19 protein-coding genes are annotated in these 23554 nt (G+C 57.2%); 6 read left to right on the top strand and 13 right to left on the bottom strand.

Features of this window, described 5'->3' with window-relative positions:
* Positions 1 to 444: 444 nt before the first annotated feature.
* The 5 genes from efeO (KO536_RS14890) to KO536_RS14870 all read right to left on the bottom strand — a co-directional run bounded on the left by efeO (KO536_RS14890) (position 445) and on the right by KO536_RS14870 (position 5953).
* Positions 445 to 1269 carry an iron uptake system protein EfeO gene (gene efeO / locus KO536_RS14890; RefSeq protein ID WP_219262229.1) on the bottom strand — a complete coding sequence of 275 codons (825 nt, stop codon included), beginning with the start codon at positions 1267 to 1269 and terminating at the stop codon, positions 445 to 447.
* Between the two features lie 25 nt (positions 1270 to 1294).
* Positions 1295 to 2614: an iron uptake transporter deferrochelatase/peroxidase subunit gene (efeB, locus tag KO536_RS14885; RefSeq protein WP_219262228.1), complete on the bottom strand. Its 1320-nt coding sequence runs from the start codon at positions 2612 to 2614 to the stop codon at positions 1295 to 1297.
* Positions 2611 to 3825 carry an iron uptake system protein EfeO gene (efeO, locus tag KO536_RS14880; protein ID WP_219262227.1) on the bottom strand — a complete coding sequence of 405 codons (1215 nt, stop codon included), beginning with the start codon at positions 3823 to 3825 and terminating at the stop codon, positions 2611 to 2613. Before efeO (KO536_RS14880) ends, efeB begins: the two co-directional genes overlap by 4 nt.
* An 8-nt stretch (positions 3826 to 3833) precedes the next feature.
* Positions 3834 to 4676, bottom strand: a complete 843-nt coding sequence (gene efeU, locus KO536_RS14875) for an iron uptake transporter permease EfeU (protein ID WP_219262226.1) — start codon at positions 4674 to 4676, stop codon at positions 3834 to 3836.
* A gap of 266 nt (positions 4677 to 4942) precedes the next feature.
* On the bottom strand, positions 4943 to 5953 hold the full coding sequence (locus KO536_RS14870) for a DNA-binding protein (protein ID WP_219262225.1): 1011 nt from the start codon (positions 5951 to 5953) through the stop codon (positions 4943 to 4945).
* Between the two features lie 178 nt (positions 5954 to 6131).
* Here KO536_RS14870 and KO536_RS14865 point away from each other — a divergent pair, with 178 nt between their 5' ends.
* The 3 genes from KO536_RS14865 to ahpF all read left to right on the top strand — a co-directional run bounded on the left by KO536_RS14865 (position 6132) and on the right by ahpF (position 9516).
* Positions 6132 to 7070 (top strand): site-specific integrase, encoded by a 939-nt coding sequence (locus KO536_RS14865; RefSeq protein ID WP_133079212.1) that lies wholly within the window; start codon positions 6132 to 6134, stop codon positions 7068 to 7070.
* Between the two features lie 192 nt (positions 7071 to 7262).
* Positions 7263 to 7826, top strand: coding sequence for an alkyl hydroperoxide reductase subunit C (gene ahpC, locus KO536_RS14860; RefSeq protein ID WP_016780891.1), 564 nt, complete (start codon positions 7263 to 7265; stop codon positions 7824 to 7826).
* Positions 7827 to 7953: 127 nt separating this feature from the next.
* Positions 7954 to 9516 (top strand): alkyl hydroperoxide reductase subunit F, encoded by a 1563-nt coding sequence (gene ahpF, locus KO536_RS14855; RefSeq protein ID WP_219262224.1) that lies wholly within the window; start codon positions 7954 to 7956, stop codon positions 9514 to 9516.
* Positions 9517 to 9572: 56 nt separating this feature from the next.
* On the opposite strand, the gene gloA is transcribed toward ahpF, so the two are convergent.
* From gloA to KO536_RS14840, 3 genes are all read right to left on the bottom strand, one after another.
* Positions 9573 to 10094 (bottom strand): lactoylglutathione lyase, encoded by a 522-nt coding sequence (gene gloA / locus KO536_RS14850; protein ID WP_219262223.1) that lies wholly within the window; start codon positions 10092 to 10094, stop codon positions 9573 to 9575.
* A 557-nt stretch (positions 10095 to 10651) separates the two neighbouring features.
* Positions 10652 to 11011: a histone-like nucleoid-structuring protein, MvaT/MvaU family gene (locus tag KO536_RS14845; protein WP_219262353.1), complete on the bottom strand. Its 360-nt coding sequence runs from the start codon at positions 11009 to 11011 to the stop codon at positions 10652 to 10654.
* Between the two features lie 235 nt (positions 11012 to 11246).
* Positions 11247 to 12794 (bottom strand): EAL domain-containing protein, encoded by a 1548-nt coding sequence (locus KO536_RS14840; protein WP_219262222.1) that lies wholly within the window; start codon positions 12792 to 12794, stop codon positions 11247 to 11249.
* A gap of 336 nt (positions 12795 to 13130) precedes the next feature.
* Between KO536_RS14840 and hppD the strand changes: the two genes are divergently transcribed.
* Positions 13131 to 14207 carry a 4-hydroxyphenylpyruvate dioxygenase gene (hppD, locus tag KO536_RS14835; protein ID WP_219262221.1) on the top strand — a complete coding sequence of 359 codons (1077 nt, stop codon included), beginning with the start codon at positions 13131 to 13133 and terminating at the stop codon, positions 14205 to 14207.
* A gap of 95 nt (positions 14208 to 14302) precedes the next feature.
* Here the strand turns inward: hppD and KO536_RS14830 are convergent, their stop codons facing one another.
* Genes KO536_RS14830 through KO536_RS14820 form a run of 3 tightly spaced genes read right to left on the bottom strand, consistent with a single transcriptional unit; the run spans position 14303 to position 19291 of the window.
* The gene (locus KO536_RS14830) at positions 14303 to 14938 is read right to left on the bottom strand and encodes a DUF1345 domain-containing protein (RefSeq protein WP_133079206.1); all 636 of its coding nucleotides are present in this window, start codon (positions 14936 to 14938) and stop codon (positions 14303 to 14305) included.
* Positions 14939 to 14990: 52 nt separating this feature from the next.
* The gene (locus KO536_RS14825; protein WP_219262220.1) at positions 14991 to 18092 is read right to left on the bottom strand and encodes an efflux RND transporter permease subunit; all 3102 of its coding nucleotides are present in this window, start codon (positions 18090 to 18092) and stop codon (positions 14991 to 14993) included.
* Between the two features lie 2 nt (positions 18093 to 18094).
* A complete protein-coding gene (locus KO536_RS14820) occupies positions 18095 to 19291 on the bottom strand; it encodes an efflux RND transporter periplasmic adaptor subunit (protein ID WP_219262219.1) in 1197 nt (398 codons plus the stop codon).
* Positions 19292 to 19418: 127 nt separating this feature from the next.
* On the opposite strand from KO536_RS14820, the gene KO536_RS14815 reads away from it, so the two are divergent.
* Both KO536_RS14815 and KO536_RS14810 read left to right on the top strand, forming a co-directional pair.
* Positions 19419 to 20120 (top strand): response regulator transcription factor, encoded by a 702-nt coding sequence (locus KO536_RS14815; protein ID WP_219262218.1) that lies wholly within the window; start codon positions 19419 to 19421, stop codon positions 20118 to 20120.
* Positions 20121 to 20124: 4 nt separating this feature from the next.
* Positions 20125 to 21420 carry an ATP-binding protein gene (locus KO536_RS14810; RefSeq protein ID WP_219262217.1) on the top strand — a complete coding sequence of 432 codons (1296 nt, stop codon included), beginning with the start codon at positions 20125 to 20127 and terminating at the stop codon, positions 21418 to 21420.
* A gap of 16 nt (positions 21421 to 21436) precedes the next feature.
* Here KO536_RS14810 and rarD (KO536_RS14805) read toward each other — a convergent pair whose 3' ends face one another.
* Both rarD (KO536_RS14805) and rarD (KO536_RS14800) read right to left on the bottom strand, forming a co-directional pair.
* Positions 21437 to 22318 (bottom strand): EamA family transporter RarD, encoded by an 882-nt coding sequence (gene rarD / locus KO536_RS14805; RefSeq protein WP_133079201.1) that lies wholly within the window; start codon positions 22316 to 22318, stop codon positions 21437 to 21439.
* 320 nt (positions 22319 to 22638) lie between these two features.
* Positions 22639 to 23523, bottom strand: coding sequence for an EamA family transporter RarD (rarD, locus tag KO536_RS14800; RefSeq protein ID WP_133079200.1), 885 nt, complete (start codon positions 23521 to 23523; stop codon positions 22639 to 22641).
* Between the last annotated feature and the right edge of the window lie 31 nt (positions 23524 to 23554).

Here is a 23554-nt window from a genome sequence, read left to right as displayed (position 1 = left end):
GACGACATGTCTAAGTCGGCCTCACTCAGGCGCACTTCAAAAGCTGGCGCCCACTACGAGTAAAGCTCAATACTGGTAAAGGTAAAGTTGTTGAACTACGTTATCTACATGATTTCGCTTACAAACTATCGGATCTTTTCTGTTCTAGGAAGTGCATACGTTAAACGCACAATTGTGAAAAACCTATGAAAGTTAGATCAACAGGGCATGTTTTGAATCACTAGACAGGTGCTATTCAGGAATGGCGTTACACGCTTGAAGCCTCCATTTTTAGCGCGTAGTTACGTTTTTTGCGTGCAGTGGTTTATATCAGCAATTGTACGAAATTGAACAGCGCCCACTTGCAGTAACGATTCTGCCCCTCGTTTAAACCCATAAACGTCTGAGCGCCAACCTGCGGGCGTGTGACGTGCGTCACACCGGTTGGCGCTCAATAATGGCCTTTTAGTTCAGGCCCAGTTTGCCCCGCAGGGTCGACAAGTCTTCGGCCAGTGTATTGACAGGCCCCACCAGCGCTTTGCGATCGTTGTCCTTGACCTTGTCGTAGGTTTCGAAACCACCGTCGGCGGTTTTGTACTTGGCCAGAATGGTGTTTACCGTAGCGAAGTTTTTATCGACTTTGGCGGCAAACGCTTTGTCGTTCTGCGCGATTTGTGCACGGAACAAGTCGACTATCTTTTTCGCGCCGTCCACGTTGCCCTGGAAGTCATACAGGTCGGTGTGGCTGTAGCGATCTTCCTCGCCGGAAATCTTGGTGGCGGCCACTTCTTCCATCAGGGCCGCTGCGCCGCCAACGACCTTCTCCGGCGGGAAGGTCAACCCCGCCACACGGCTTTGCAGGTCTTTTACGTCCTTGTTAAGGCCATCAGCCAATTGGTCGAGGCCCTGGGTGCTGTTTTCGGAGAACAGGCTGTACTCGATGCGATGGAAGCCTGTGAAATCAGGCGCTTTAACGCCTTTTTCGTGATCGTCTACCCGGGAATCGATCGAAGCGTCGAGGTCGCTGAATAACTCGGCAATCGGTTCAATGGACTCGTAATACACGCGGGTCGGTGCATAGAGTTTTTTGGCCGTGGCCAGGTCCCCCTTTTTGACCGCATCGGTGAATGCTTGTGTGTTGCTGGCCAGTTCATCCAGTTGCTCGGTGACGTAAATCTTGTAGTCCGAAACAGGTTGAACCAAATCCAGCGGCGCGGTTGCGGCCAGTGCCGAGAGCGGGGTATGGAGCAACCCCAGGGCCAGGAGCAGTGCGAGCGGCGTCATCTTCATGGGACTTTTTCCGATTGGTTGAGGTTCAGGTACGGGCAGGCGGTGTGGCGGCATCGAGCAGCGAGCGGCCAATGAAATCCTGATCGTCGCGCACGCCCGGCAGGGTAAAGAAATAGCCGCCGCCAACAGGCTTGAGGTATTCCTCCAGGGGCTCACCGTTCAGGCGGGTTTGCACGGCGATAAAGCCCTGCTCCAGGTCGCGCTGGTAGCAGATAAAGAGCAGGCCCATGTCGAGCTGGCCGTTCTTGTTGACGCCATTGGAATAGTTGAATGGCCGGCGCAGGATCAGGCTATTGCGCGTTTGCGCGGTGCGCGGGTTGGCCAGGCGGATATGGGCGTCCATCCGGGTGACTTTGCCATGCGGGTCCTGGCTGTAATCAGGGACGTCGCTTTCGCGGGTGCCGTCCAGAGGGGCGCCACTGGCCTTGCTGCGACCAAAGATGCTTTCCTGTTCTTGCAGAGGGGTTCGGTCCCAGCGCTCGACGAAGTTGCGGATGATGCGCACCGCCTGATAGCTGCCGTTGACCGCCCACCGGGGTTCGTCGCTGCCGGGCTGGACCCAGACAATCCGGTTCATGGTCGTGTTGTCGTTGGAGTCGGGGTTGGCCGAACCGTCGCGAAAGCCCAGGAAGTTGCGCGCACTTTGAGCCGGTACACCGGGCCTGGCGGGCGCTTGGGGTGGAACAGTGCCTTCTTGCTTCCAGCGCACCAGAAGCAGGTCGGGGAGGTTTTTCACGATGTCACGCAGGGCGTGAATATTGGTGTCGGCCGTGTTGGCGCAAAACTGCAGGCTCAAGTCGCCGTGGCACTGCCCGGGCTCCAATGCATCGTTGGGAAAACCTTGCATGCGGCTCAAGCGCTTGGGCTTGACCTGGCTCAGGCCGAAACGCTCATCAAACAGGGACTCGCCAACCGATACGGTGACGGTCAAGTTGTCCGGGGTCACAACGGGGCCAAGAATGCCGGAGTCCACAGGTGGCAGCTTGGGGTCGACCTGGGGCACGGCGCCGCCCTTCATCAGGAAGGCAATGCGCTCATTCAGGGTGCGGAACAGGCGCTCAAGATCTTGCCGGTCAGTGGCCAGCACATCGAAGGCGACCAGCATGCCAGCAGCCGGGCGGGGAGTGACGATGCCATTTTGATGCTGGCCATGGAACCCGTGATGATCCAGGGTTCTGTCGCTGCTGGGGGCCTGAGTGACCTGTGCATCAGCCGCGTGGCCCGCAGCCAGGGCCGGACAGCTGAGGGCGCCACCGGCCAGGGCGGCACCGGCGACCCCCATGCCCATCAGGATGCGGCGGCGCTGCTGGTTAAAAGAGTTCGAGGTGTGTTCTGAATCGCTCATGTGCGTCTCGTCTGCAATGACAGGCCGCTAAGGCCAAGGGCGGGATCGATTCCATCGAGTGCGTCGGCCAGAACCTTGGCCTTTTTGCTGATCTGTTGGCGTTGTTCGGCACTGACTGTGTCGTAGCTGCGGTAGCCCCGGGGTGTGCTGAGGCCACTGAGCTGTGCTTCAAGCGAAGCGCTGGCAATGTCGATGCTGTGCTGCAGATCGGCATTTTTTTTGGTCAGTAGCGGACGCAGCAGGTCAACCACCTTGCGTGCAGCTTCAAGGTTGGCGGCAAAACCGTTGAGGTCGATGTGGCTGTAGCGTTCTTCCTCGCCGCTGTTGGCGCGGGTGTCCGCCAGAGTGTGGAGGGTGCGCGCAGCAATGCTGGCCAACTGTTCGGGCGGCAGTGATTGGGCCAATAACTGTTGCTTGAGTTGCACGGCATCGGTTTGCAGTTGTTGGGCTATCGGCGTGAGGCCCTGGGTGCTGCGCTGATCGAACAGGCCGTATTCCAGGCGATGGAAACCGGTGAAACCCGGGTCTTGCTCGCGTTTTTCGAAATAGTCGGCGCGGGCATTGATGGCGTTATCCAGTTCTGCCAGCCGCTGGGCTGCCGGGGCCAGCCGCTGATAAGCCTCGCGGGCGGGTATGTACAAAGCTTGCGCCTGCTCGAGATCACCGGCCGCAATGGCCAGGGACAGCGCGTCGACGGCCTTGATCATCGCGCTGCCCTGGCGGCTCAGGTAAACCCGGAACTCCGACAGGGGGCCAATAAAGGCCACCATTGAAGGTTGCGCATTGGCGCTGGCCTCGGACGCGGCGGTGGGCGTCACGTGCAGTGAGCCGCGGGGATTGCTGAGCAGGCCGCAGGTGATGGCGTAATCCCCCGGAGCCAGGGTCGCGTTAATCGCCTGGCTGAGGCCTGGGGCAATATTCTCACGCTCCTCGACGACCAGTACGCCGTCGAGGATCTCCCATTCAACCGCCCGCTCTGAGGCGTTGACAATACGAAAGCTATTAAAGCCAGCCGGTACGGTCAGCGCATTGGGTTCGCAACTGTGGGGGTGAATGGTGACCGTGACTTCGTTGTTGTGAACGCTGCGCTTGGCTGCAGCCAGTTGCGAGGCGTAGTAGAACAATCCGCCAGCCGCGATCATCACGATCACCGAGCCGGCCACCGCCCAGCGCAGTGCGCGAGGCGGTGTACCGCTTGCAGGGGTAGGCATGCTTGACCTTATGGGTGTGTTGCGGAGGAGGTGTGTGCAGCGTTTGCAGGCGCAGGCGGGCGAAAGAACATCGCTAGCGTCACTGCCAGATAAATCACATAGGCGGCCAATACGCTGACGGTTGGCGCATCCTGATAGCCGAGCATGCCCGCCAGCACCGAGCCAAGGGGGCCATCCATCGGCAGGCGAGTGCTGATATCGAACACGACGCCCTGCAGGTAATTCCATAGCCCGGCTTCATGTAGTGCTTGCACCGAGTTGGCCAGGATGCCCGCCGCAACCACCAGAATAAACAGGCCGGTCCAGCGGAAGAACAGGCCCAGGTTCAGACGCATGCTGCCGCTGTAAATGGCAAAACCGATACCGATGGCCAGGACCAGGCCAAGCAGGGCGCCCAGCGGTGCGGCAGGGCCTTCGCTTTGCTGGAATACGGCGAGCAGAAAAAACACGGTTTCAAGCCCTTCGCGGGCGACGGCAAAGAACACCATGGCGATTAGTGCGGTGACTTGATGTTTTGAGCCGGCCAGCGCCTGATCAAGTGACGTGTGCAGGGAGTGCTTGATGGAGCGCGCCACTTTGCGCATCCAGAACACCATCGAACTGAGAATGCCGACCGCAATCAGGCCTACGATGCCTTCGAACAACTCCTGTTGCTTCTGCGGGAATTCGGCACTCATGAGCTCCAGGCCACCACCCACCAGCAGCGACAGTGCCACTGCCAGGAAGACGCCGATCCACACGGCGGGCATCCACTGCCCGCGGCCTGTTTGCTTGAGATAACTGGCAATGATGCCGACGATAAGCGCGGCCTCAATCCCTTCGCGCAACATGATCAGAAATGGAACCAGCATGGGAAAAGCCCGCGTCACTAATTAGTTAGGGAGCTAATTTGTAACATGCTGGTACGTATTACCAAACAAGAATCGATTGCATTTGCTGAACGTTGGCTGAACGGAAAGCTGCATCGGGGCAATGGACTCAATGCATTGCTTCAAACAAATCCGGTCGCCTGTATCGCGAGCAAGCCCGCTCCCACAAGGAGCGCAAAGCTGTGGGAGCGGGCTTGCTCGCGATGGTATCGATGCGGTGATTCAGCAGAGCTGGCTCATCAGCATCATCATGGCTTTTTCGCCTCGTCGACTTTTGGTTCTGATTGCACGATATGCGCTTTCATGGTTTCAAGTGCCGTCTCGGCGGTCATTGCTCTGAGTGTCAGAGCGGCTGTGACTTCTTGTGACTGGCTATGCGCCTGCTTCAAGCCTTCGCTTTCCTGGGTAGCCACCCGCAAGCGCTCCTGGAGCAGGGTGCATTCGTTTTGCAGCTGGCTCAGTTGGCCAGTCAATTGCCCGTTGAGGTTGCTCAACTTGTGCTGCTGGTCATTGGCCTGGTTCAGTTCTTTGTTCAGGGCGCGGCTCTCGCTCAATACACGCTCGTTGTCACGATGCAGTTGGGTGATTTCATCCTGACGTACCAGCGCGCTCTGTTGGGCCTGGCGCAGTTCCATTTGTACCTGCTGCAATTGTCCCTCATGGCGACGCTGATCCTGCTCCCGTTGTTCCTTGACGGCGCTGCGGTAGTGCTCAAGGGCATCGCGGGCGTGCAGGTGCTTTTCTTCCAGTGAGCGGATTTGTTCGTCACGGTCCGTGAGGCGCAGCTCAAAGTCACTGCACGCCTGATTCAGGGCGGCGTTGCGGGTTTGTTCGGTTTGCAGCATGGAGCGGATGGCTTCGAGGTTGGCGCTTTCCTGGCTCAGTGCCGTGCCTTGTATCTCAAGGCGTTGCTCAAGCTGTGCCTGAGCGTCTTGCGCCTCGCTCAGTTGCTCGCGCAACTCGATTTTCAGCTGTTCGTAATGAGCCTGGGCGCGGTCGATCGGCTCTTGCGCCTGCTCCTGCAGGCGCTGGGCGAGGCGGGCTACCAGCTCGGTCAGTTCGTCACCGATCTGTTCCTGAGGTGCGCCGCGACGTGAGTCGACCTCGTCCAGCTCTTTTAGATAGCGATGGATCGTGGTTTTCGATCCGGTATTACCCATCTCGATACGTACAGCATCAATGCTCGGGTGTTCGCCGCGGGCCAGGATCGCCGTGCGTGCAATTTGGACTACCGCTTTGTTTACGCCGCCACGGGCCATGGCTTTCTCCTACGATTTTGTACTGTGGTATGTATCATGTAATTACATACTATATTAACGATTAAATTTTGTCTTTATTTACGATTTAAGACGCGGGATATACTGGTATTATCACGTGCTAGAGCCTTTAAACAGCATTTTTGGCTCGTTTTCAGTACGCCAATCAAGAGAACTGCCCATGAGCGAGCTGGATCGCTACTTAAACGCCGCCACCCGCGACAACACCCGCCGTAGCTATCGGGCTGCCATCGAGCATTTCGAAGTGACCTGGGGCGGTTTCCTTCCGGCCACCAGCGACAGCGTGGCGCGCTATCTGGTGGCCCACGCTGGACAGCTGTCTATCAACACCTTGAAGCTGCGTCTGTCGGCGATTGCGCAATGGCACAACAGTCAGGGGTTTGCCGATCCGACCAAGGCCCCGGTCGTGCGCAAGGTGTTCAAGGGCATCCGTGCATTGCATCCGGCACAGGAGAAGCAGGCCGAACCGCTGCAGTTGCAGCATCTGGAGCAGGTGGTCGACTGGCTCGAAGGCGAAGCGCAGGCAGCGCAAGCCAGCGCGGATCAGCCAGGGCTGTTGCGGGCCAGGCGTGATGCCGCCCTGATTCTGCTGGGGTTCTGGCGCGGGTTTCGCAGCGATGAGCTATGTCGTTTGCAGGTCGAGCACGTACAAGCGGTCCCGGGCGCGGGCATTACGCTGTATCTGCCCCGCAGCAAGAGCGACCGCGACAACCTGGGTAAAACATTCCAGACCCCGGCGCTACAGCGACTGTGTCCGGTGCGGGCCTATATCGAGTGGCTCAATACGGCCGCGCTGGTGCGTGGCCCTGTGTTCCGCGGGATCGACCGCTGGGGCAACCTGGGCGAGGAGGGGCTGCACGCCAACAGCGTGATCCCGCTTCTGCGCCAGGCGCTGGAGCGAGCCGGCATTGCTGCCGAGCAATACACCAGTCACTCGCTGCGTCGCGGTTTTGCAACATGGGCCCATCAAAGTGGTTGGGATTTGAAGTCGCTGATGAATTACGTCGGCTGGAAGGACGTCAAGTCAGCCATGCGCTATGTTGAAGCGAGCCCGTTTACCGGGATGAGCCTCACCGCTGAAAAGCCTGTTGGCAACTGATCGAAGTCAACTTGAAAGCCGACCCGATGGCCCATAGTTGAATAGGGACTTGGGGTATTAGCTTTCTTCTATCTATAGCGTCACTTGATAGCTAAAACCAATCGGCAGCATCAGCTTTGCCAATGAGCCAGATGCGAAATGTGTTGTTAGGATTCACCTCATCAACTTTTCAACCCTGACGGAGAGTCAACGATGCCTATCATCAACAGCCAAGTAAAACCGTTCAAAGCAACTGCCTACAAAAACGGCAGCTTCGTGGAAGTGTCGGACGCTGACCTGAAAGGCAAGTGGTCTGTCGTGTTCTTCTACCCAGCCGACTTCACCTTCGTTTGCCCAACCGAACTGGAAGACCTGGCTGACAACTACGAAGAGTTCAAGAAACTCGGCGTGGAAATCTACAGCGTGTCGACTGACACCCACTTTGCCCATGCTGCCTGGCACAACACTTCGCCAGCCATCGGCAAAATCCAGTACACCATGATCGGCGATCCTACGCTGACCATCTCCCGCAACTTCGACGTGCTGATCGAAGAAGCTGGCCTGGCTGACCGCGGTACTTTCGTGATCAACCCGGAAGGTCAGATCAAGATCGTTGAGCTGAACGACGGCGGCGTTGGTCGTGATGCCTCCGAGCTGCTGCGCAAAATCAAGGCTGCTCAGTACGTCGCAGCTCACCCAGGTGAAGTTTGCCCGGCCAAATGGAAAGAAGGTGAGTCCACCTTGGCTCCATCCCTTGACCTGGTCGGCAAGATCTAAGTCTGTGAAGCACCCAAGGGCGGTGAACCGCACCTAAGTAGTCAGCAGCATCGCCCTCAAAACGCCCGGGCGACATTCGCTCGGGCGTTTTTTTTTACAGAATCAATATTCAAAGGAGATCGCCCGTATGTTGGACGCCAATCTAAAAGCACAGTTGAAGTCATACCTGGAGCGGGTCACACAGCCGATCGAGATTGTCGCTTCTCTCGACGACGGTGCGAAATCCCGTGAAATGCACGACCTGTTAAAAGAAATCGCCAGTCTTTCCAGCATGATCACCCTGCTGGACAACGGTAACGATGCGCGCAAGCCTTCGTTCTCGCTGAACCGCCCCGGCGGCGATATCAGCCTGCGTTTTGCAGGTATCCCGATGGGCCACGAATTTACTTCGCTGGTGCTGGCCTTGCTGCAAGTAGGCGGCCACCCATCGAAAGCCAGTAGCGACGTGATTGAACAGATTCGCTCCCTTAAAGGCGAGTTCAACTTCGAAACCTATTTCTCGCTGTCTTGCCAGAACTGCCCTGACGTTGTGCAGGCTCTGAACTTGATGGCAGTGCTCAACCCGAACATTCGCCACGTGGCGATCGACGGCGCCTTGTTCCAGGACGAAGTCACCGAACGTCAGGTGATGGCGGTGCCAAGCGTTTACCTGAACGGAGTGAACTTCGGTCAGGGTCGCATGGGCCTGGAAGAGATTCTCGGCAAACTGGACACCAGTGCCGTTGAGCGTCAGGCCGAAAAAATCAGCGCCAAAGAAGCCTTTGACGTGCTGGTGATCGGCGGTGGTCCGGCCGGTGCTGCTGCAGCGATCTATGCTGCGCGTAAAGGCATACGTACCGGTGTTGCGGCCGAGCGCTTTGGGGGGCAGGTGCTGGACACCATGGCCATCGAGAACTTTATCTCGGTTCAGGAAACTGAAGGACCAAAACTTGCCACTGCACTTGAGGAACACGTCAAGCAATACGACGTCGACATCATGAACCTGCAGCGTGCAGACAAATTGATCGCCGGCAAGGCGGGCGAGTTGCACGAAGTGAAATTTGCCAGCGGTGCATCGCTAAAAGCCAAGACCGTGATTCTGGCCACCGGTGCCCGCTGGCGTGAAATGAACGTGCCGGGTGAGCAGCAATACCGCAGTCGAGGTGTTGCTTACTGCCCGCACTGTGATGGCCCGTTGTTCAAGGGCAAGCGTGTTGCAGTCATCGGCGGCGGTAACTCGGGCGTCGAAGCAGCCATCGACCTGGCAGGCATCGTTGCTCATGTGACCCTGCTTGAGTTCGATACCACATTGCGCGCCGATGCGGTATTGCAGCGCAAGTTGCACAGCCTGCCCAACGTAAAGGTCATCACCAATGCCCAGACCACCGAGGTAACGGGTGACGGGCAGAAAGTGAACGGTCTGCTTTACAAGGATCGTCAGTCGGGTGAAGTGCATGCCGTGGAACTTGAAGGCATCTTTGTACAAATTGGTTTGTTGCCTAACACCGATTGGCTCAAAGGTACTGTAGAGCTTTCGCCCCGTGGTGAGATCGTGGTCGATGCTCGTGGTGAAACGTCCATCCCCGGTATTTTCGCAGCCGGTGACGTGACCACCGTACCGTACAAGCAGATCGTGATCGCGGTAGGCGAGGGCGCCAAGGCTTCCCTGAGTGCGTTCGATCACTTGATCCGCTCTTCTGCGCCGCAATAAGCGGCCTGAAACAAAAAACCCATGAGCGATCATGGGTTTTTTTTTGAGTCCGATATTTACATCGGTTGTGGCTGGATGATCTCGACCCAGTAACCGTCCGGATCTTTAACGAATGCCAGGGATTTCATGCGGCCATCGTTCAGACGTTTCTGAAAGTCCACGCCCAAGTCTTCAAAGCGCTCACAGGCGGCGCGGATATCCGGCACCGAAATACAGATATGGCCGAAACCGCGCGGATCGGTGTTGCCATTGTGGTAGACGACGCTGTCGTCGGTTTCCGAGCCGTGGTTGTGGGTCAGTTCCAGGATGCCGGGAATGGACTTCATCCACAGCGTACGCGCAGCGTCGTCCGCGGGGATCTGTGCCTTGTCGACCAGCGCCAGAAAATACAGGCTGAATTCGGCTTCAGGAAAGTCACGCTTTTCAACCAGTGAAAAACCCAGTACGCGGGTATAAAAATCGAGGGACTTCTCGATGTTTTTGACGCGCAGCATGGTGTGGTTGAACACGAAGTTATGGGTAGCGCTATCTGGTTGGCCAGTGACGCCAGGGATGTTGTTCAGGTCTTGCAGGCTCATGAACCCTCCGAAAATGATGCATAGGTGATCGGTCGCTACGATGAGCGTGATGAGGGAATGATACGGAAAGTGAAGTCTTGCGCCAAACCTGTTTTAGGGGAAAAGGGCTGTCTGTACGAGGGGTTGGGGGTAGTGGGAGGCAAATTCCAGGCAAAAAGAAGCCCGCCGAAGCGGGCATGGGGCGCTAGTCCTTTAGCAGCCTCTATCCTGTGACCCGCCATGTGAAAAATTTGTGAAGCATCTTCCCCTCCCGTCCTTTTCGGTCCTGTGGGTCGCAAAATACGACTTTTCCTACACCGCAATTGACTCGGGCTGTTTTTTACTCGGGGCGTTCGGTAAAACACATGCGTGTACTTGAGCGGATCGCTGGCAGGAGCCCGCCAAGAAGCGACGTTGAAGTTTTAATGATGGACTAAAAATAACGTAACTCTGCGACGCACGATAATGTGAGTCCTTCATCATAAAGTTGAGCCCTTTATAATGAAGGAGGGGCTCAGAACGATTAACTCAGGTACAAAAAAGCCCTGCCGGGGCAGGGCGTGATTTGCAGGTGGGCTTTACGCACGAAGCCAGGTATCTACCGTTGCTGCACCATACTCTTCTTTCCAGGCTTTCAAGCCACGATGGTTGCCGCCTTTGGTTTCGATAAGTTCGCCGGTATGGGGGTTTTGGTACACCTTGAGCACTCGGGCCTTGCGCTGTTTAGGGGCTGATGCGCCCTTTGAAGCAGAAGGGTTTGGGTCAAGGATGGCGATGATGTCCCGAAGGTTTTTGCCATAGGTTTTCATCAAGCCTTGAAGCTTTTCTTCGAACTCGATTTCCTTTTTAAGTCCGGCATCATTTTTCAAGGCTTCCAATTGGGCCAGCTGTTCTTGTAGCGCTTTTTCAGCAGCGCGAAACTCAGCAAGTCTAGACAAAGTCATTACTCCATTCGTAGGTTCGGTGCGATGAAACCGAAGCGAATTAATGATGTTTGGAATGCACAAGATTTGCAGGACGAACCCTCGAGGATTTGATCCCGGGGAACGCATCCACTGATGCAGACAATTAAAAGTTCGTATTCGGACAAAAAAAATTGTAGTTGCTAATTCCTACGCTGCCAAGTGCTATAAGCGTGCTGTTTGAAAAAGTTTCAAACAGCACGCTTATTTATTAAGTGGGGGTTAAGCGTGCCTGTAAAGCCTCGATGAACTCGGCCGGCGGCATGGGGCGCGCAAACAGGTAGCCTTGTAAAAAATCAACGCCTTGAGCGGCCAGGTACTCGCTTTGTTCTTCTGTTTCAATGCCTTCTGCGACAATCCCCAAGTCCAGCTTCGCACTCAACTCAATGATGCTGTCAAGAATATGTCTGGACAGGGCATCTACCCCAATCAAGGCGACAAAGCTCTGGTCAATCTTCAAGTAATCAACGTTGAACTCGCGCAAATAACTCAGGCTTGAATGGCCGGTGCCAAAGTCATCAATGGCAATCATGACGCCCAGGGTGTGCAATTGACTGAACAGCTGATGGGTAGTGGGGGTGGGGACGATTAACTCGCGCTCGGTGAGTTCCAGGACAAGGTTGATGTGCCCCGGCGGGAAAGCATCCAGAAAGCGTCGGCAGTCTTCAACCAGCTCAAGGTTCTGGCAATGGTGGGCTGAAATGTTGAAGGCTATATGGAAACCGGGCTCCATGTGGCTGGAGTGGGGGGCAAGCAGCTGTGATGTTTGCTCCATCAGCGAGCGCGTCATCGGCACAATCAAGCCCGAGTGTTCTGCAAAAGGGATAAACAGGTCCGGACGAACCAGCCCCTCTTTAGGATGTTGCCAGCGCATCAATACTTCGGCACCGGCCCATTGTTTGGTATCACCCCGTACGACGGGTTGGAAGTAAGGAATGAACTCGGCCGCCTCCAGGCCACGGCACATTTCACTGGAGGGTGAAGACGAGCGTTTTTGAAGCCTGTTAACCGTCAAGGCTGAAACAGCGCCCAGAAAGATCAATAAACCCAAAAAACCAGGGTATTCAACAATCACATGTCGCCAGACTTCGCCCTTGTTAAAGCCGGCGATAACGCCATAGGGATACTCGGATGAAGGCACTGAAGTTTGCGCCACAGGCAAATGGGGAGGCGGTGTATTACGTACCTGGCCATAGCGATCGATCCAGGCGTTACCCACGACAATTAATAAATTGGTCTTATGATTGATCAGTCCCAGTACGTTGACCAGGTGAAAGCCGTACAGGCTGATCAATACCCCACGCTTGTCCTTGTTTTGGCGGTAAACCAGTACAGGATCATTGGGCGTAACCATGGTGCCGGGCATCAGCCATAGAACGCCGCCTGCATAGTTGGCAGGGTTCACCGCTTCCTTGTAATTGCCAAACAAGGACGTGCAGTAGATCTGGTTGTCCCACACCAGATTGACGGAGCGTACAAAAGGGCGGCGCGTCACCTGTTCGCGCAGGGCCAGTTCAACCTGAGGGCAATCCTGGCCCGCCAACGGCAATACGACATCGGCGGCAAGCATTGCATTTTCCAGCATCAAATCAAATTGACGTACTGCTTCCTGGGCGGTTTGAGTGGCCTCAAGTTTCAGTGAGCGGTTGGCCTGCCAAACTATAATCAAGACACCCAGCACAACAGGTAACAGTCCGCTGAGCACAGTCAACGCGTAACGGTCAGTCCATTTACGGCTCATTTTTGAGGTGAGTGGCATTCAAAATCCTGCTAACACAGAGGTGGGGCTTGGGTGCACGCGACAGAACAGTAAGAAAAGCGTAGCAGTGCATGCGGGCAATTTTACAATGGGTAGGACAAATAAGATTACGCCATGTAGAATCGGCTTACGCATACAAGAATAACGACTTCTGAAAGCAGAAGCCCTACCGCGTAAGAGATGGATCGAAATGAAGCGATTCGGGTTCCAGTTGATCTACGGTGATTTCCTTGCGCGCAGTGTGCGCGGGATCTCCTGCGCGCCGCCAGCCAGCCTCAGCATTCTTAGCATATAACCCCTGTTAATTCTAAAAATGACCATGATGAGGCGCCTAAAATGGCTGATCTATACGAAAACCCAATGGGCCTGATGGGCTTTGAGTTCATCGAATTCGCGTCCCCTGTACCCAATACCCTTGAACCTGTGTTTGAAATCATGGGTTTCACCAAGGTGGCGACCCACCGTTCCAAAGATGTGCACCTGTATCGCCAGGGCGATATCAACCTGATCCTCAACAACGAGCCCAATAGTGTCGCGTCCTACTTCGCGGCCGAGCACGGTCCGTCGGTATGCGGGATGGCGTTTCGGGTGCGCAATGCACAGCAAGCCTATACCCGTGCACTTGAATTGGGGGCTCAGCCGGTGCATATCCCTACCGGCCCGATGGAACTGAACCTGCCTGCAATCAAAGGCATTGGTGGCGCTCCGTTGTACCTGATCGACCGCTATGGCGAAGGCAACTCGATTTACGACATCGACTTTGTGTTCATCGAAGGCGTAGACCGTCATCCGGTCGGCGCGGGCCTGAAGATCATCGATCACCTGACCCATAACGTGTACCGCGGCCGCATGGCTTATTGGGCCAACTTCTACGAGAAGCTGTTCAACTTCCGCGAAATCCGTTATTTCGACATCAAGGGCGAATACACCGGACTGACCTCCAAGGCCATGACCGCGCCAGATGGCATGATTCGCATCCCGTTGAACGAAGAGTCGTCCAAAGGTGCGGGTCAGATCGAAGAGTTCCTGATGCAGTTCAACGGTGAGGGCATTCAGCACGTTGCCTTCCTCAGTGATGACCTGATCAAGACCTGGGACGCACTGAAGAAAATTGGCATGCGCTTCATGACCGCACCGCCAGAGACCTACTACGAAATGCTTGAAGGCCGCCTGCCGAACCACGGTGAACCGGTTGAAGAGCTTCAATCGCGGGGCATCTTGCTGGACGGTTCTTCGGATTCGGGTGACAAGCGCCTGCTGCTGCAGATCTTCTCTGAAACCCTGATGGGGCCGGTGTTCTTCGAGTTCATCCAGCGCAAGGGCGATGACGGCTTTGGCGAAGGCAACTTCAAGGCACTGTTTGAGTCCATCGAACGCGACCAGGTGCGTCGTGGTGTGCTGACTGCAGACTGATACGCCTCATGCCCGCTTCCACATGGCGCGTTCCTGTGGGAGCCGGGCTTGCCCGCGATAGCATCGCCTGCAAGCCTGCTGCCGCCATTCCCTCCCTAGAACAACCCCGCCGCAATATTGATCGTAAACCCAAGCACTGCCGTGTTGAACAAAAAGCCCAGTAATGAGTGAGCCAATACCGCTTTGCGCATTTCGCGGGTGGCGATGCTCACGTCGGCTGTCTGCACCGCAACGTTGAGGGTGAACGAGAAATACAGAAAATCCCAGTAGTCCGGGTCCAGCAATCCCTCCGGGAAGCGCAGCGCCGGCTCCGGCCCTTCGTTGTTATAGAACAGTCGCGCGTAATGCAGGCTGAAAATTACTCCGATCATCAGCCACGAACCCACCACCGTCAGCCCGGTAAAACCGTAATGAATCAGGCGATCGGTGTCGCTGGCAATGGTGCCCGACAACTCAAGGGTGACGGCCGCCAGGCTGGCGATTGCAGCAATGCACACGGTAAAGAGCACCATGCTGGCATTTTCATCTTCGACTTCAGCCGTGCTTTTGACGTCACAGGCCCTGGAGTGGATCACCAGCCATAACGTAAAGGCCAGATACAGCCACACAGCGCTGTTCCAGCCCAGCAGGAATTTGGTGGTCACGGTAGCGGCAGGAGCAAAAATGCCAACGGCCAGCCCGACCAGAGTGGCGGCGGTCAAGCGGGGGTGAGTGCGTGCAAGGTGCGACATAAACTATCCCTGTTATTGAGTTTACAAGCACCTTAGCACGCACTGCCGGGGGTTAACCCTGGCGAGGTTTGCTTCTTGCCAGCTTCATCACCACCACGAAGAACACCGGTACAAACACCACGGCCAGAGTTGCGACGATCATGCCGCCGATCACCCCTGTGCCGATGGCCTGCTGACTCGCGGAACTGGCGCCGGTGGCGAGTGCCAATGGCACCACCCCAAGGATGAACGCCAGTGACGTCATCACAATCGGGCGCAGCCGCAAGCGGGCTGCTTGCACGGTAGCGTCCACCAGGTCATGCCCCTCGTCGTACAGGGTCTTGGCAAACTCGATGATCAAAATGGCGTTCTTTGCCGACAGCCCGATAATGGTGATCAGGCCCACTTTGAAGAACACGTCGTTGGGCATTCCGCGCAACGTGACCGCCAGCACCGCACCCAGCACGCCCAATGGCACGACCAGCAGAACAGCGGTCGGGATCGACCAGCTTTCGTACAGTGCAGCCAGGCACAGGAAAACGATCAGCAGCGACAAGGCCAGCAGGATCGGTGCTTGAGCCCCGGACACCTGTTCTTGCAACGATAACCCTGTCCACTCCAGGCCCAGGCCTGCCGGGAGCTGGCTGACCAGGCGCTCTATTTCAGCCATCGCCTCGCCGGTGCTGTGCCCTGGGGCCGATTCGCCGGAAATGCTGATCGCCGGGTAACCGTTATAGCGCGTCAGCTGGGACGGGCCCTGTATCCAGCGGGCTTCGACAAAGGCCGAAAGCGGCACCATCTTGCCCTGGTCGTTACGCACATTCATTTTCAGCAAGTCTTCGATCTGGCTGCGCTGATCACCTTCAGCCTGAACCACTACCCGTTGCATGCGGCCCTGATTCGGGAAGTCGTTGACATAGGCCGAGCCCACCGCCGTTGACAACACGGCGCCGATGTCGGCAAAGGAAATGCCCAGCGCATTGGCGCGTTTACGATCGACCTCAAGCTGCACCTGCGGGCTTTCTGCCAGTGCTTCTTCACGCACATTGGCCAGCACAGGGCTTTTGGCTGCCAGTTCCAGCAACTCGCTGCGGGCTTGCATCAGTCTGTCATAGCCAACACCGCCACGGTCTTGCAAGCGGAACTCAAAACCGCTGGAGGTCCCCAGGCCACTGACCGGAGGTGGAAGGATGGCAAAGGCCACCGCGTCCTTGAGCTCGCTGAAAGCGCCGTTCGCCCGGTCAGCGATTGCGGATGCAGAGTCCTGGGCGCCACGTACCGACCAGTCCTTGAGGGTGGTAAAGGCCAGCGCTGCGTTCTGGCCGCTACCCGAGAAGCTGAAACCCAGGATCATCGTGGTGTTACCCACCCCGGGCTCGCTGGCGTTGTGTGCCTCAATCTGCTCGGCCACCTTGATCGTGCGGCTCTGGCTGGCGCCTGGCGGCAGTTGAATGTCAGTGATGGTGTAGCCCTGGTCCTCGACAGGCAAGAAGGAGGAGGGCAGGCGTGCAAAGCACACCACCAGAATCACCAGCAAGGCACCGTAGACCAGCAGGTAGCGTGTGCTGCGCTTGATCAGATGCACCACCCAGTGTTCGTAACCTTGTGACAGGCGCTCGAACTTCCGGTTGAACCAGCCAAAGAAACCGCCCTTGGCGTGATGCTCTCCCTTGGCGATCGGCTTGAGCAAAGTTGCACACAGGGCCGGGGTCAGGGACAGGGCCAAAAATGCCGAGAACAGAATCGAAGTCGCCATCGACAGCGAGAACTGCTGGTAAATCACCCCGACGGATCCAGGCATGAACGCCATTGGAATAAACACGGCCACCAGCACCAGGGTGATGCCCACAATCGCGCCGCTGATCTGGGTCATCGCCTTGCGGGTCGCTTCTCGCGGCGAAAGCCCTTCGCTGACCATGATCCGCTCGACGTTCTCGACCACCACAATGGCATCGTCCACCAGAATCCCGATGGCCAGCACCATGCCGAACATGGTCAGCACGTTGATTGAAAAGCCCAGCGCCAGCATCGTGGCGAACGTTCCCATCAGTGCCACCGGCACCACCAGGGTCGGGATCAGTGTGTAGCGAATGTTCTGCAGGAACAGGTACATCACGGCAAATACCAGCACCATAGCCTCGACCAGGGTGTAGATAACCTTGGTGATCGAGACTTTGACAAACGGCGTGGTGTCATACGGGATGGTGTATTCCACACCGGCCGGGAAGTAGCGGCTCAGATCATCCATCTTGGCGCGAATCAGGTTGCCCGTATTCAGGGCGTTGGCCTCCGGTGCCAGTTTCACGCTGAAAGCGCTGGCTGACTTGCCGTTCAGCCGGGTGCCGTACTGGTACTCCTGGCTGCCGATTTCGACCCGGGCCACATCGCTGATGCGTACCGTGGAGCCGTCCGGGTTGGCACGCAGCACAATATCGCCAAACTCTTGCGGGGTTGATAGCTGGCCCTTGACCAGTACTGTTGCGGTGATTTCCTGGGTGGAGCGCCCCGGCAGATCGCCGATGCTGCCCGCGGAAACCTGTGCATTTTGACTGGCAATCGCCTGGTTGACGTCGGCCGGGGTCAGGTTGAAGCCGATCAGTTTTTGCGGATCGATCCAGATGCGCATGGCACGTTCGGCACCATACAGCTGGGCCTTGCCGACGCCGTCGATGCGCTTGACTTCGTTCATCACGTTGCGCGCAAGGTAATCGCTGAGGGCGACCTCATCCAGCGCGCTGGTGCTGTCGGCGGTCAGTGTCACCAGCATCAGGAAACCCGAGGAGATTTTCTCGACCTGCAGGCCTTGCTGGATAACCGCCTGGGGCAGGCGCGACTCCACCGCTTTAAGACGGTTCTGTACATCGACCTGCGCCATCTCCGGATCGGTGCCGGGTTTGAATGTGGCGGTGATGCTGGCGCTGCCCAGGCTGCTCTGGGATTCGAAATACAGCAAGCCATCGGTGCCGTTGAGCTCCTGCTCAATCAGGCTGACGACGCTTTCGTCCAGGGTTTGGGCCGAGGCGCCGGGGTAAATGGCGTAAACCTCGACTTGGGGCGGCGCCACGTCGGGATATTTGGCTACTGGCAACTGCGGGATGGCCAAAGCCCCCGCCAGCAGAATGAACAACGCAACGACCCAGGCAAAGACCGGGCGGTCGATAAAAAACTGCGGCATGCTCACCGATCCGTGGAGTGTGCGAGAGGGAGTGTGGGGTCATCGATTTGTACCTGCTCACCCGGGCGGGCGTGCTGCAGGCCTTCAGTGACGATGCGGTCACCGGCCTTCAGGCCGGAGGTCACGGCCCAGCGATCATTTTGCGCACTGCCCAGTTGAACCGCCTGCAGGTGCACGCGGTTATCGGCATCGACCAGCAGCACCTGGGCGATCCCTGCGCTGTCACGCATGATTGCCCGCTGCGGCACGCTGATGCCTTCCTTTTTGAACGCCTGCTCCAGTCGAACCCGCACAAAACTGCCTGGCAAAAGATCGTAGTCAGGATTCGGGAACTCGCTGCGCAGAATGATTTGTCCGGTGCTCGGGTCAACCGTCACATCGGTGAACAGCAGTTTGCCCGGCAACGGATAAAGGCTGCCGTTGTCCCGAATCAATGTGGCCTTTGCCTGTTGCTTGCCGACTTGCTGCAGCTCCCCGGCGCGGAATGCTTCGCGCAGGTTGTCCAGATCGCGGGTGGACTGCGTCAGGTCGACATGAATCGGATTGAGTTGCTGGATACGGGCCAGCGGCGTGACTTCACCCTGGCCGACCAGAGCGCCTTCCGTGACCAGTGCACGGCCAATGCGCCCCGAGATGGGTGCTGTAACGGTGGCATAACCCAGGTTCAGCCTGGCGCGCTGAAGCGCAGCCTGATTGGCGGCCACATCGGCATTGGCCTGCTGTGCCGCAGCGCGCGCATTGTCATGGTCCTGACGGCTGATCGCGTTGATTGCTATCAGCTCGCCATAGCGCTGGTCCTGCAGTTTTGCCTGCAAGGCAACAGCCTGGGACTTGCTCAAGGCGGCCTGCGCGCTGTCCAGGTCAGCCTTGAAAGGCGCCGGATCAATCAGAAACAGGACATCACCCTGTTTCACCTCGGTGCCTTCGGTGAACACGCGCTTGAGCACGACACCGGCAACCCGGGCACTGACTTGCGCCACGCGGGGAGCAACCACCCGGCCGCTCAGCTCGTTGCTGACGGACAAGGGCGCGGTGGCGATGACTTCGGTGCGTACCTTGGTCATGGGAGGTTTGGTCTCAGCGACCGGGCTTTTATCGCAGGCGCTGAGGGTCAGGGCCAGCGCCGTAAGGAATAGCGGGGCGAAGAGCTTTTTCAACGATCGTGCCTTCTTAAATAAGCGGGATGTTTCTGTAGGCATGCTAAGCGCAGCACGCAAGAGGCGTTGTGAAGCAATGTAGGGGGTATGTGAAAAAGTGTGAAGGTTCTGCTCCTATCCTTGTAAGGTTGTATATCCTTCGGGTTTTCCCCGGTTGTAAGCATTGATTATGCCCACTATTTTGCTGGTCGAAGACGACGCCGCGCTGTCGGAGCTGATTGCCAGCTACCTGGAGCGCAATGGCTATCAGGTCAGCGTGATTGCCCGCGGCGATCAAGTGTGTGACAGAGCAAGAAGCAACCCTCCGGATCTGGTCATTCTTGACCTGATGTTACCTGGGCTCGATGGTCTGCAAGTCTGTCGCTTGCTGCGAACCGAGTCTGCCAGTCTGCCGATCCTGATGTTGACAGCCCGCGACGATAGTCATGATCAGGTGCTGGGGCTAGAGATGGGTGCAGATGATTATGTGACAAAACCTTGCGAGCCCCGTGTATTGCTGGCCCGTGTGCGCACGCTTTTGCGTCGCAGCAGCCTGACCGAGCCTCAAATGGCCATTGACCGCATCACCATTGGCAATCTGTGCATCGACTTGTCAGAGCGCACCGTCAATTGGCGCGGACAGATCATCGAGTTGTCCAGTGGTGAGTACAACCTGCTGGTGGTGCTGGCGCGGCATGCCGGCGAAGTGCTGAGCCGTGATCAGATCCTGCAGCGTCTGCGGGGCATCGAGTTCAACGGCACGGACCGTTCGGTGGATGTGGCGATCTCCAAGTTGCGGCGCAAGTTCGATGACTGCGCCGGTGAAGCGCGCAAGATCAAGACCGTGTGGGGCAAGGGCTACCTGTTCAGCCGCTCGGAATGGGAATGCTGAACCCATGTTGAAGATTCTGATACGCCTGTACCTCGTGACCATCGTGACGTTCGCCCTGGCCAGTTACCTGGTGCCCGGGGTGATCGTGTCGCTGTTTCATGATCGCTTCATGAACTACAACGTCGATATGTCGCGGGGCATGCAGACCCTGCTGGTCAAACAGTTCCATCATCTGCCCCCAGAGCAATGGCCAGCCCTTGCCCGCGAACTTGACGCGCAGTTTGAGCCGATGAAGGTCAATCTGCTGCCCATTACGGATGCCAAGTTCAGCGTCCAGGAGCAACGCCAATTGCAGCAAGGCAAGGGTGTGTTGCGCATCGGCGATTGGGGCTGGCGCACGCTGGTGGTTTCTCCGCTGGACGAACAACTGGCGATTGAATGGGTGATGCCTCCGGACCCCTTCGACATGAGTGTGTTGTATTGGAGTATCAACGTCCTGATTGGCGCGGCATTGCTGGGCGGCCTGCTGTTGTGGCTGCGCCCGCACTGGCGTGATCTGGAGCGCCTCAAACTCACGGCGGAGCGCATCGGTCAGGGGCAGCTGAGCGAGCGTACGCAGATATCCCAACGCTCGAACATTCATGGCCTGGCCACGGTATTCGATGCAATGGCCCAGGATGTCGAGCACCTGCTCAATCAGCAGCGCGACTTGTTGAACGCGGTGTCCCATGAATTGCGCACGCCCTTGACCCGCCTGGACTTTGGCCTGGCGCTGGTGCTGTGCGACGACTTGCCGGATGGCAGTCGCGAGCGCTTGCAAGTGTTGGTGGGGCATATCCGCGAACTGGATGAGCTGGTACTGGAACTGCTGTCTTTCAGCCGCCTGCAAAACCCTGCATTGGTTCCAGAGAGGGTGGAGGTGTCGCTCGATGAATTTATCGACAGCATCCTTGGCAGCTTCGATGAAGAGCTGGAGGCCCCCGATATTGTGCTGGACGTGCTGTTGCAAGGCGCCCAGGAACGCTTCGCCCTTGATCCGCGCCTGACTGCGCGGGCCCTGCAAAACCTGCTGCGCAATGCCATGCGTTACTGCGACAGGCGAATTCAGGTGGGCGTGAATGTCACCTCCCAGGGCTGTGAACTGTGGGTGGATGACGATGGCATCGGAATTCCCGAGCAAGAACGGGAAAGGATCTTTGAGCCGTTCTATCGCCTGGATCGCAGCCGGGACCGGGCTACCGGCGGCTTTGGCCTGGGACTGGCGATCAGTCGGCGTGCCCTGCAAGCCCAGGGCGGCACGCTGAGCGTGGAGCAATCGCCTATGGGCGGTGCTCGCTTCAAGCTCTGGTTACCGGCTTGAAGCGAGGTGTTGCGGCTTAGATGGAGCGGCGCTGGCGGCTCACGTGCTTCAATCCTTCAATAATCAAGACGACCACCGCGAGCCAGATCGGACCATAGGTCAGCCATTGACCGTCTTCCAGGCTGTCGCCCAGCAACAGGGCCACGGCGACCAGCAGCACAGGCTCGACGTAACTGAGCAGGCCAAACAGGCTGAACGGCAGCAAGCGACTGGCCAGGATGTACGAGAACCCTGCGGCCGCACTGATGATGCCCATGAGCGGTACCAGCAGATAAAGCGCCTGGCGCTGTTCGCCAAGGTCGACATGGGGGCCGGCCAGCACAAACCAGAGGGCTGCCGGGACCATCAACAGCATGTCCAGCCACAGGCCGCCCAGGTTGTCGATGCCGATCTTTTTGCGCAATACGAAGTACATCGGGTAACCGATGGCCACGACCAGTGTCGTCCAGGAAAACCCGCCCGTGCGATACAACTCATTGGCCACGCCGATCACGGCCAGGGCCGTGGCTATTTTCTGCAAGTGGGACAAGTGCTCGCCGTAGACGATGCGCCCGGTGAGGATCATCGTCAGTGGCAACAGGAAGTAGCCCAGCGACACATCCAGGCCATGCCCGTTGAGCGGCCCCCACATGAACATCCACAGCTGCAGGCCAACCAGGAAGCTGGTCAGCAGTACACAAGGAATCAGTAGAGGTTTGTCGCGTAAACGATTGAAAATTATAGGAACCCATTTCCAGTCGCCGGAGAGGCATATAAACAGGGTCATGAAGGGAAGCGAGATCAGTATTCGCCAGCCGAAGATTTCCTGGCCATCAAGGGGCCAAAGAACGGAAGTGAAGTAGTACAAGACGCCGAACAGGCAGGAAGCCAAAATCGATAGAACAATACCTTTAGACACAACAACCTCAATGGATCTACAACGTTACTCGTTTGAGTGGGCACGTAGCTTGAGGCTGTTGGTTGTCGGTGGCAAATGTCTTTTAAACCAATTACTTGGGAGTCATTCTTGTTGAGGCGGTTCAACTTGTAAAACACCAAGCAAATACTGGGCCAAAGTCGTTTTAAACGAGCGTTCGTGTTGTTGAAAAAACTGATTAACGGTAGCTTGCTATCAAGTGCTGTGGGGCCGGGCTTGCTCGCGAAAGCATCGCCCCGGTGGTTTTGGCAGGCCGAGTCGCCTGAGCAGAGAGCCAGCCCACCCCCTCGCATTCAACCCGTTTACATGGATCGGCGTTGACGCACCAGGTGCTTGAACCCTTCGAACATCAACACCCCCACGGCCAACCAGATCGGCAGATAGGTCATCCATTGGCCCGCAGTAATGCTTTCGCCCAGCAGCAATGCAACCAGCACCAGCAACACGGGTTCGACATAGCTGAGCAAACCGAAGAGGCTGAACGCCAGCATCCGGCTGGCCAGGATGTAACTGATCAGCGCCAGGGCACTGATGCCCCCCAGGATTGGAATGAGCGCGTACAGGGCAGGGCGATGGCTGGCCACCTCAAACCCTTGCTCACCACTTTGTACAAACCACCACGCCACAGGTATCAGCAGCAGCATGTCAGCCCACAGGCCGCCTAGGTTGTCGGTGCCTGCACGCTTGCGCAGCACGAAGTACAAGGGGTAACCAATGGCCACCACCAGAGTGGTCCAGGAGAACCCGCCCACGCGGTACACCTCGTTGGCGACCCCGAGGGTTGCCAGTGCCGCGGCGATTTTCTGCAGATGGGACAGTTGCTCGCCATACACCAGGCGACCGGTCAGAAGCATGGTCAGCGGCAGCAGGAAATAACCCAGCGATACGTCAAGGCTGTGGCCATTGAGCGGCGCCCACAGAAACAGCCAGAGCTGAACGCCCACCAGTGCACTGGACGCGACGAGCACGGCGAAGAACTTCGGTTGCTGACGCAGCCGCGAGAAAATCACCGGCACCAGCCGCCAGTCACCGGAAAAACACATGAACAGCGTCATGCAGGGCAGGGTCAGGAGCATCCGCCAGCCGAAGATTTCAGCTCCGCTCAAGGGCCAGAGCAGGGATGTGAAGTAATACATGACACCGAACAGGCTCGATGCCAGAACAGACAGAACAATACCTTTGGACACAACAGCCTCGTTGAAACACGCATTTTGATTA

Origin of the sequence: Pseudomonas sp. NKUCC02_KPG (assembly GCF_019345465.1) — a bacterium.
Taxonomy (GTDB): Bacteria; Pseudomonadota; Gammaproteobacteria; order Pseudomonadales; family Pseudomonadaceae; genus Aquipseudomonas.
Note: the sequence above shows the minus strand (reverse complement) of the source record. Positions and strands in the feature narration are given on the sequence as shown.

Bases quoted from the DNA above. Each gene is read 5' to 3' on its own strand.
- hppD (WP_219262221.1), top strand. From the start codon at position 13,131: ATGGCTGATCTATACGAAAACCCAATGGGCCTGATGGGCTTTGAGTTC.
- efeB (WP_219262228.1), bottom strand. From the start codon at position 2,614: ATGAGCGATTCAGAACACACCTCGAACTCTTTTAACCAGCAGCGCCGC.
- efeO (WP_219262227.1), bottom strand. From the start codon at position 3,825: ATGCCTACCCCTGCAAGCGGTACACCGCCTCGCGCACTGCGCTGGGCG.
- ahpC (WP_016780891.1), top strand. From the start codon at position 7,263: ATGCCTATCATCAACAGCCAAGTAAAACCGTTCAAAGCAACTGCCTAC.
- efeO (WP_219262229.1), bottom strand. From the start codon at position 1,269: ATGAAGATGACGCCGCTCGCACTGCTCCTGGCCCTGGGGTTGCTCCAT.
- KO536_RS14820 (WP_219262219.1), bottom strand. From the start codon at position 19,291: ATGCCTACAGAAACATCCCGCTTATTTAAGAAGGCACGATCGTTGAAA.
- efeU (WP_219262226.1), bottom strand. From the start codon at position 4,676: ATGCTGGTTCCATTTCTGATCATGTTGCGCGAAGGGATTGAGGCCGCG.
- KO536_RS14840 (WP_219262222.1), bottom strand. From the start codon at position 12,794: ATGCCACTCACCTCAAAAATGAGCCGTAAATGGACTGACCGTTACGCG.
- KO536_RS14825 (WP_219262220.1), bottom strand. From the start codon at position 18,092: ATGCCGCAGTTTTTTATCGACCGCCCGGTCTTTGCCTGGGTCGTTGCG.
- ahpF (WP_219262224.1), top strand. From the start codon at position 7,954: ATGTTGGACGCCAATCTAAAAGCACAGTTGAAGTCATACCTGGAGCGG.
- KO536_RS14830 (WP_133079206.1), bottom strand. From the start codon at position 14,938: ATGTCGCACCTTGCACGCACTCACCCCCGCTTGACCGCCGCCACTCTG.
- KO536_RS14865 (WP_133079212.1), top strand. From the start codon at position 6,132: ATGAGCGAGCTGGATCGCTACTTAAACGCCGCCACCCGCGACAACACC.
- KO536_RS14810 (WP_219262217.1), top strand. From the start codon at position 20,125: ATGTTGAAGATTCTGATACGCCTGTACCTCGTGACCATCGTGACGTTC.
- KO536_RS14870 (WP_219262225.1), bottom strand. From the start codon at position 5,953: ATGGCCCGTGGCGGCGTAAACAAAGCGGTAGTCCAAATTGCACGCACG.
- gloA (WP_219262223.1), bottom strand. From the start codon at position 10,094: ATGAGCCTGCAAGACCTGAACAACATCCCTGGCGTCACTGGCCAACCA.
- KO536_RS14815 (WP_219262218.1), top strand. From the start codon at position 19,419: ATGCCCACTATTTTGCTGGTCGAAGACGACGCCGCGCTGTCGGAGCTG.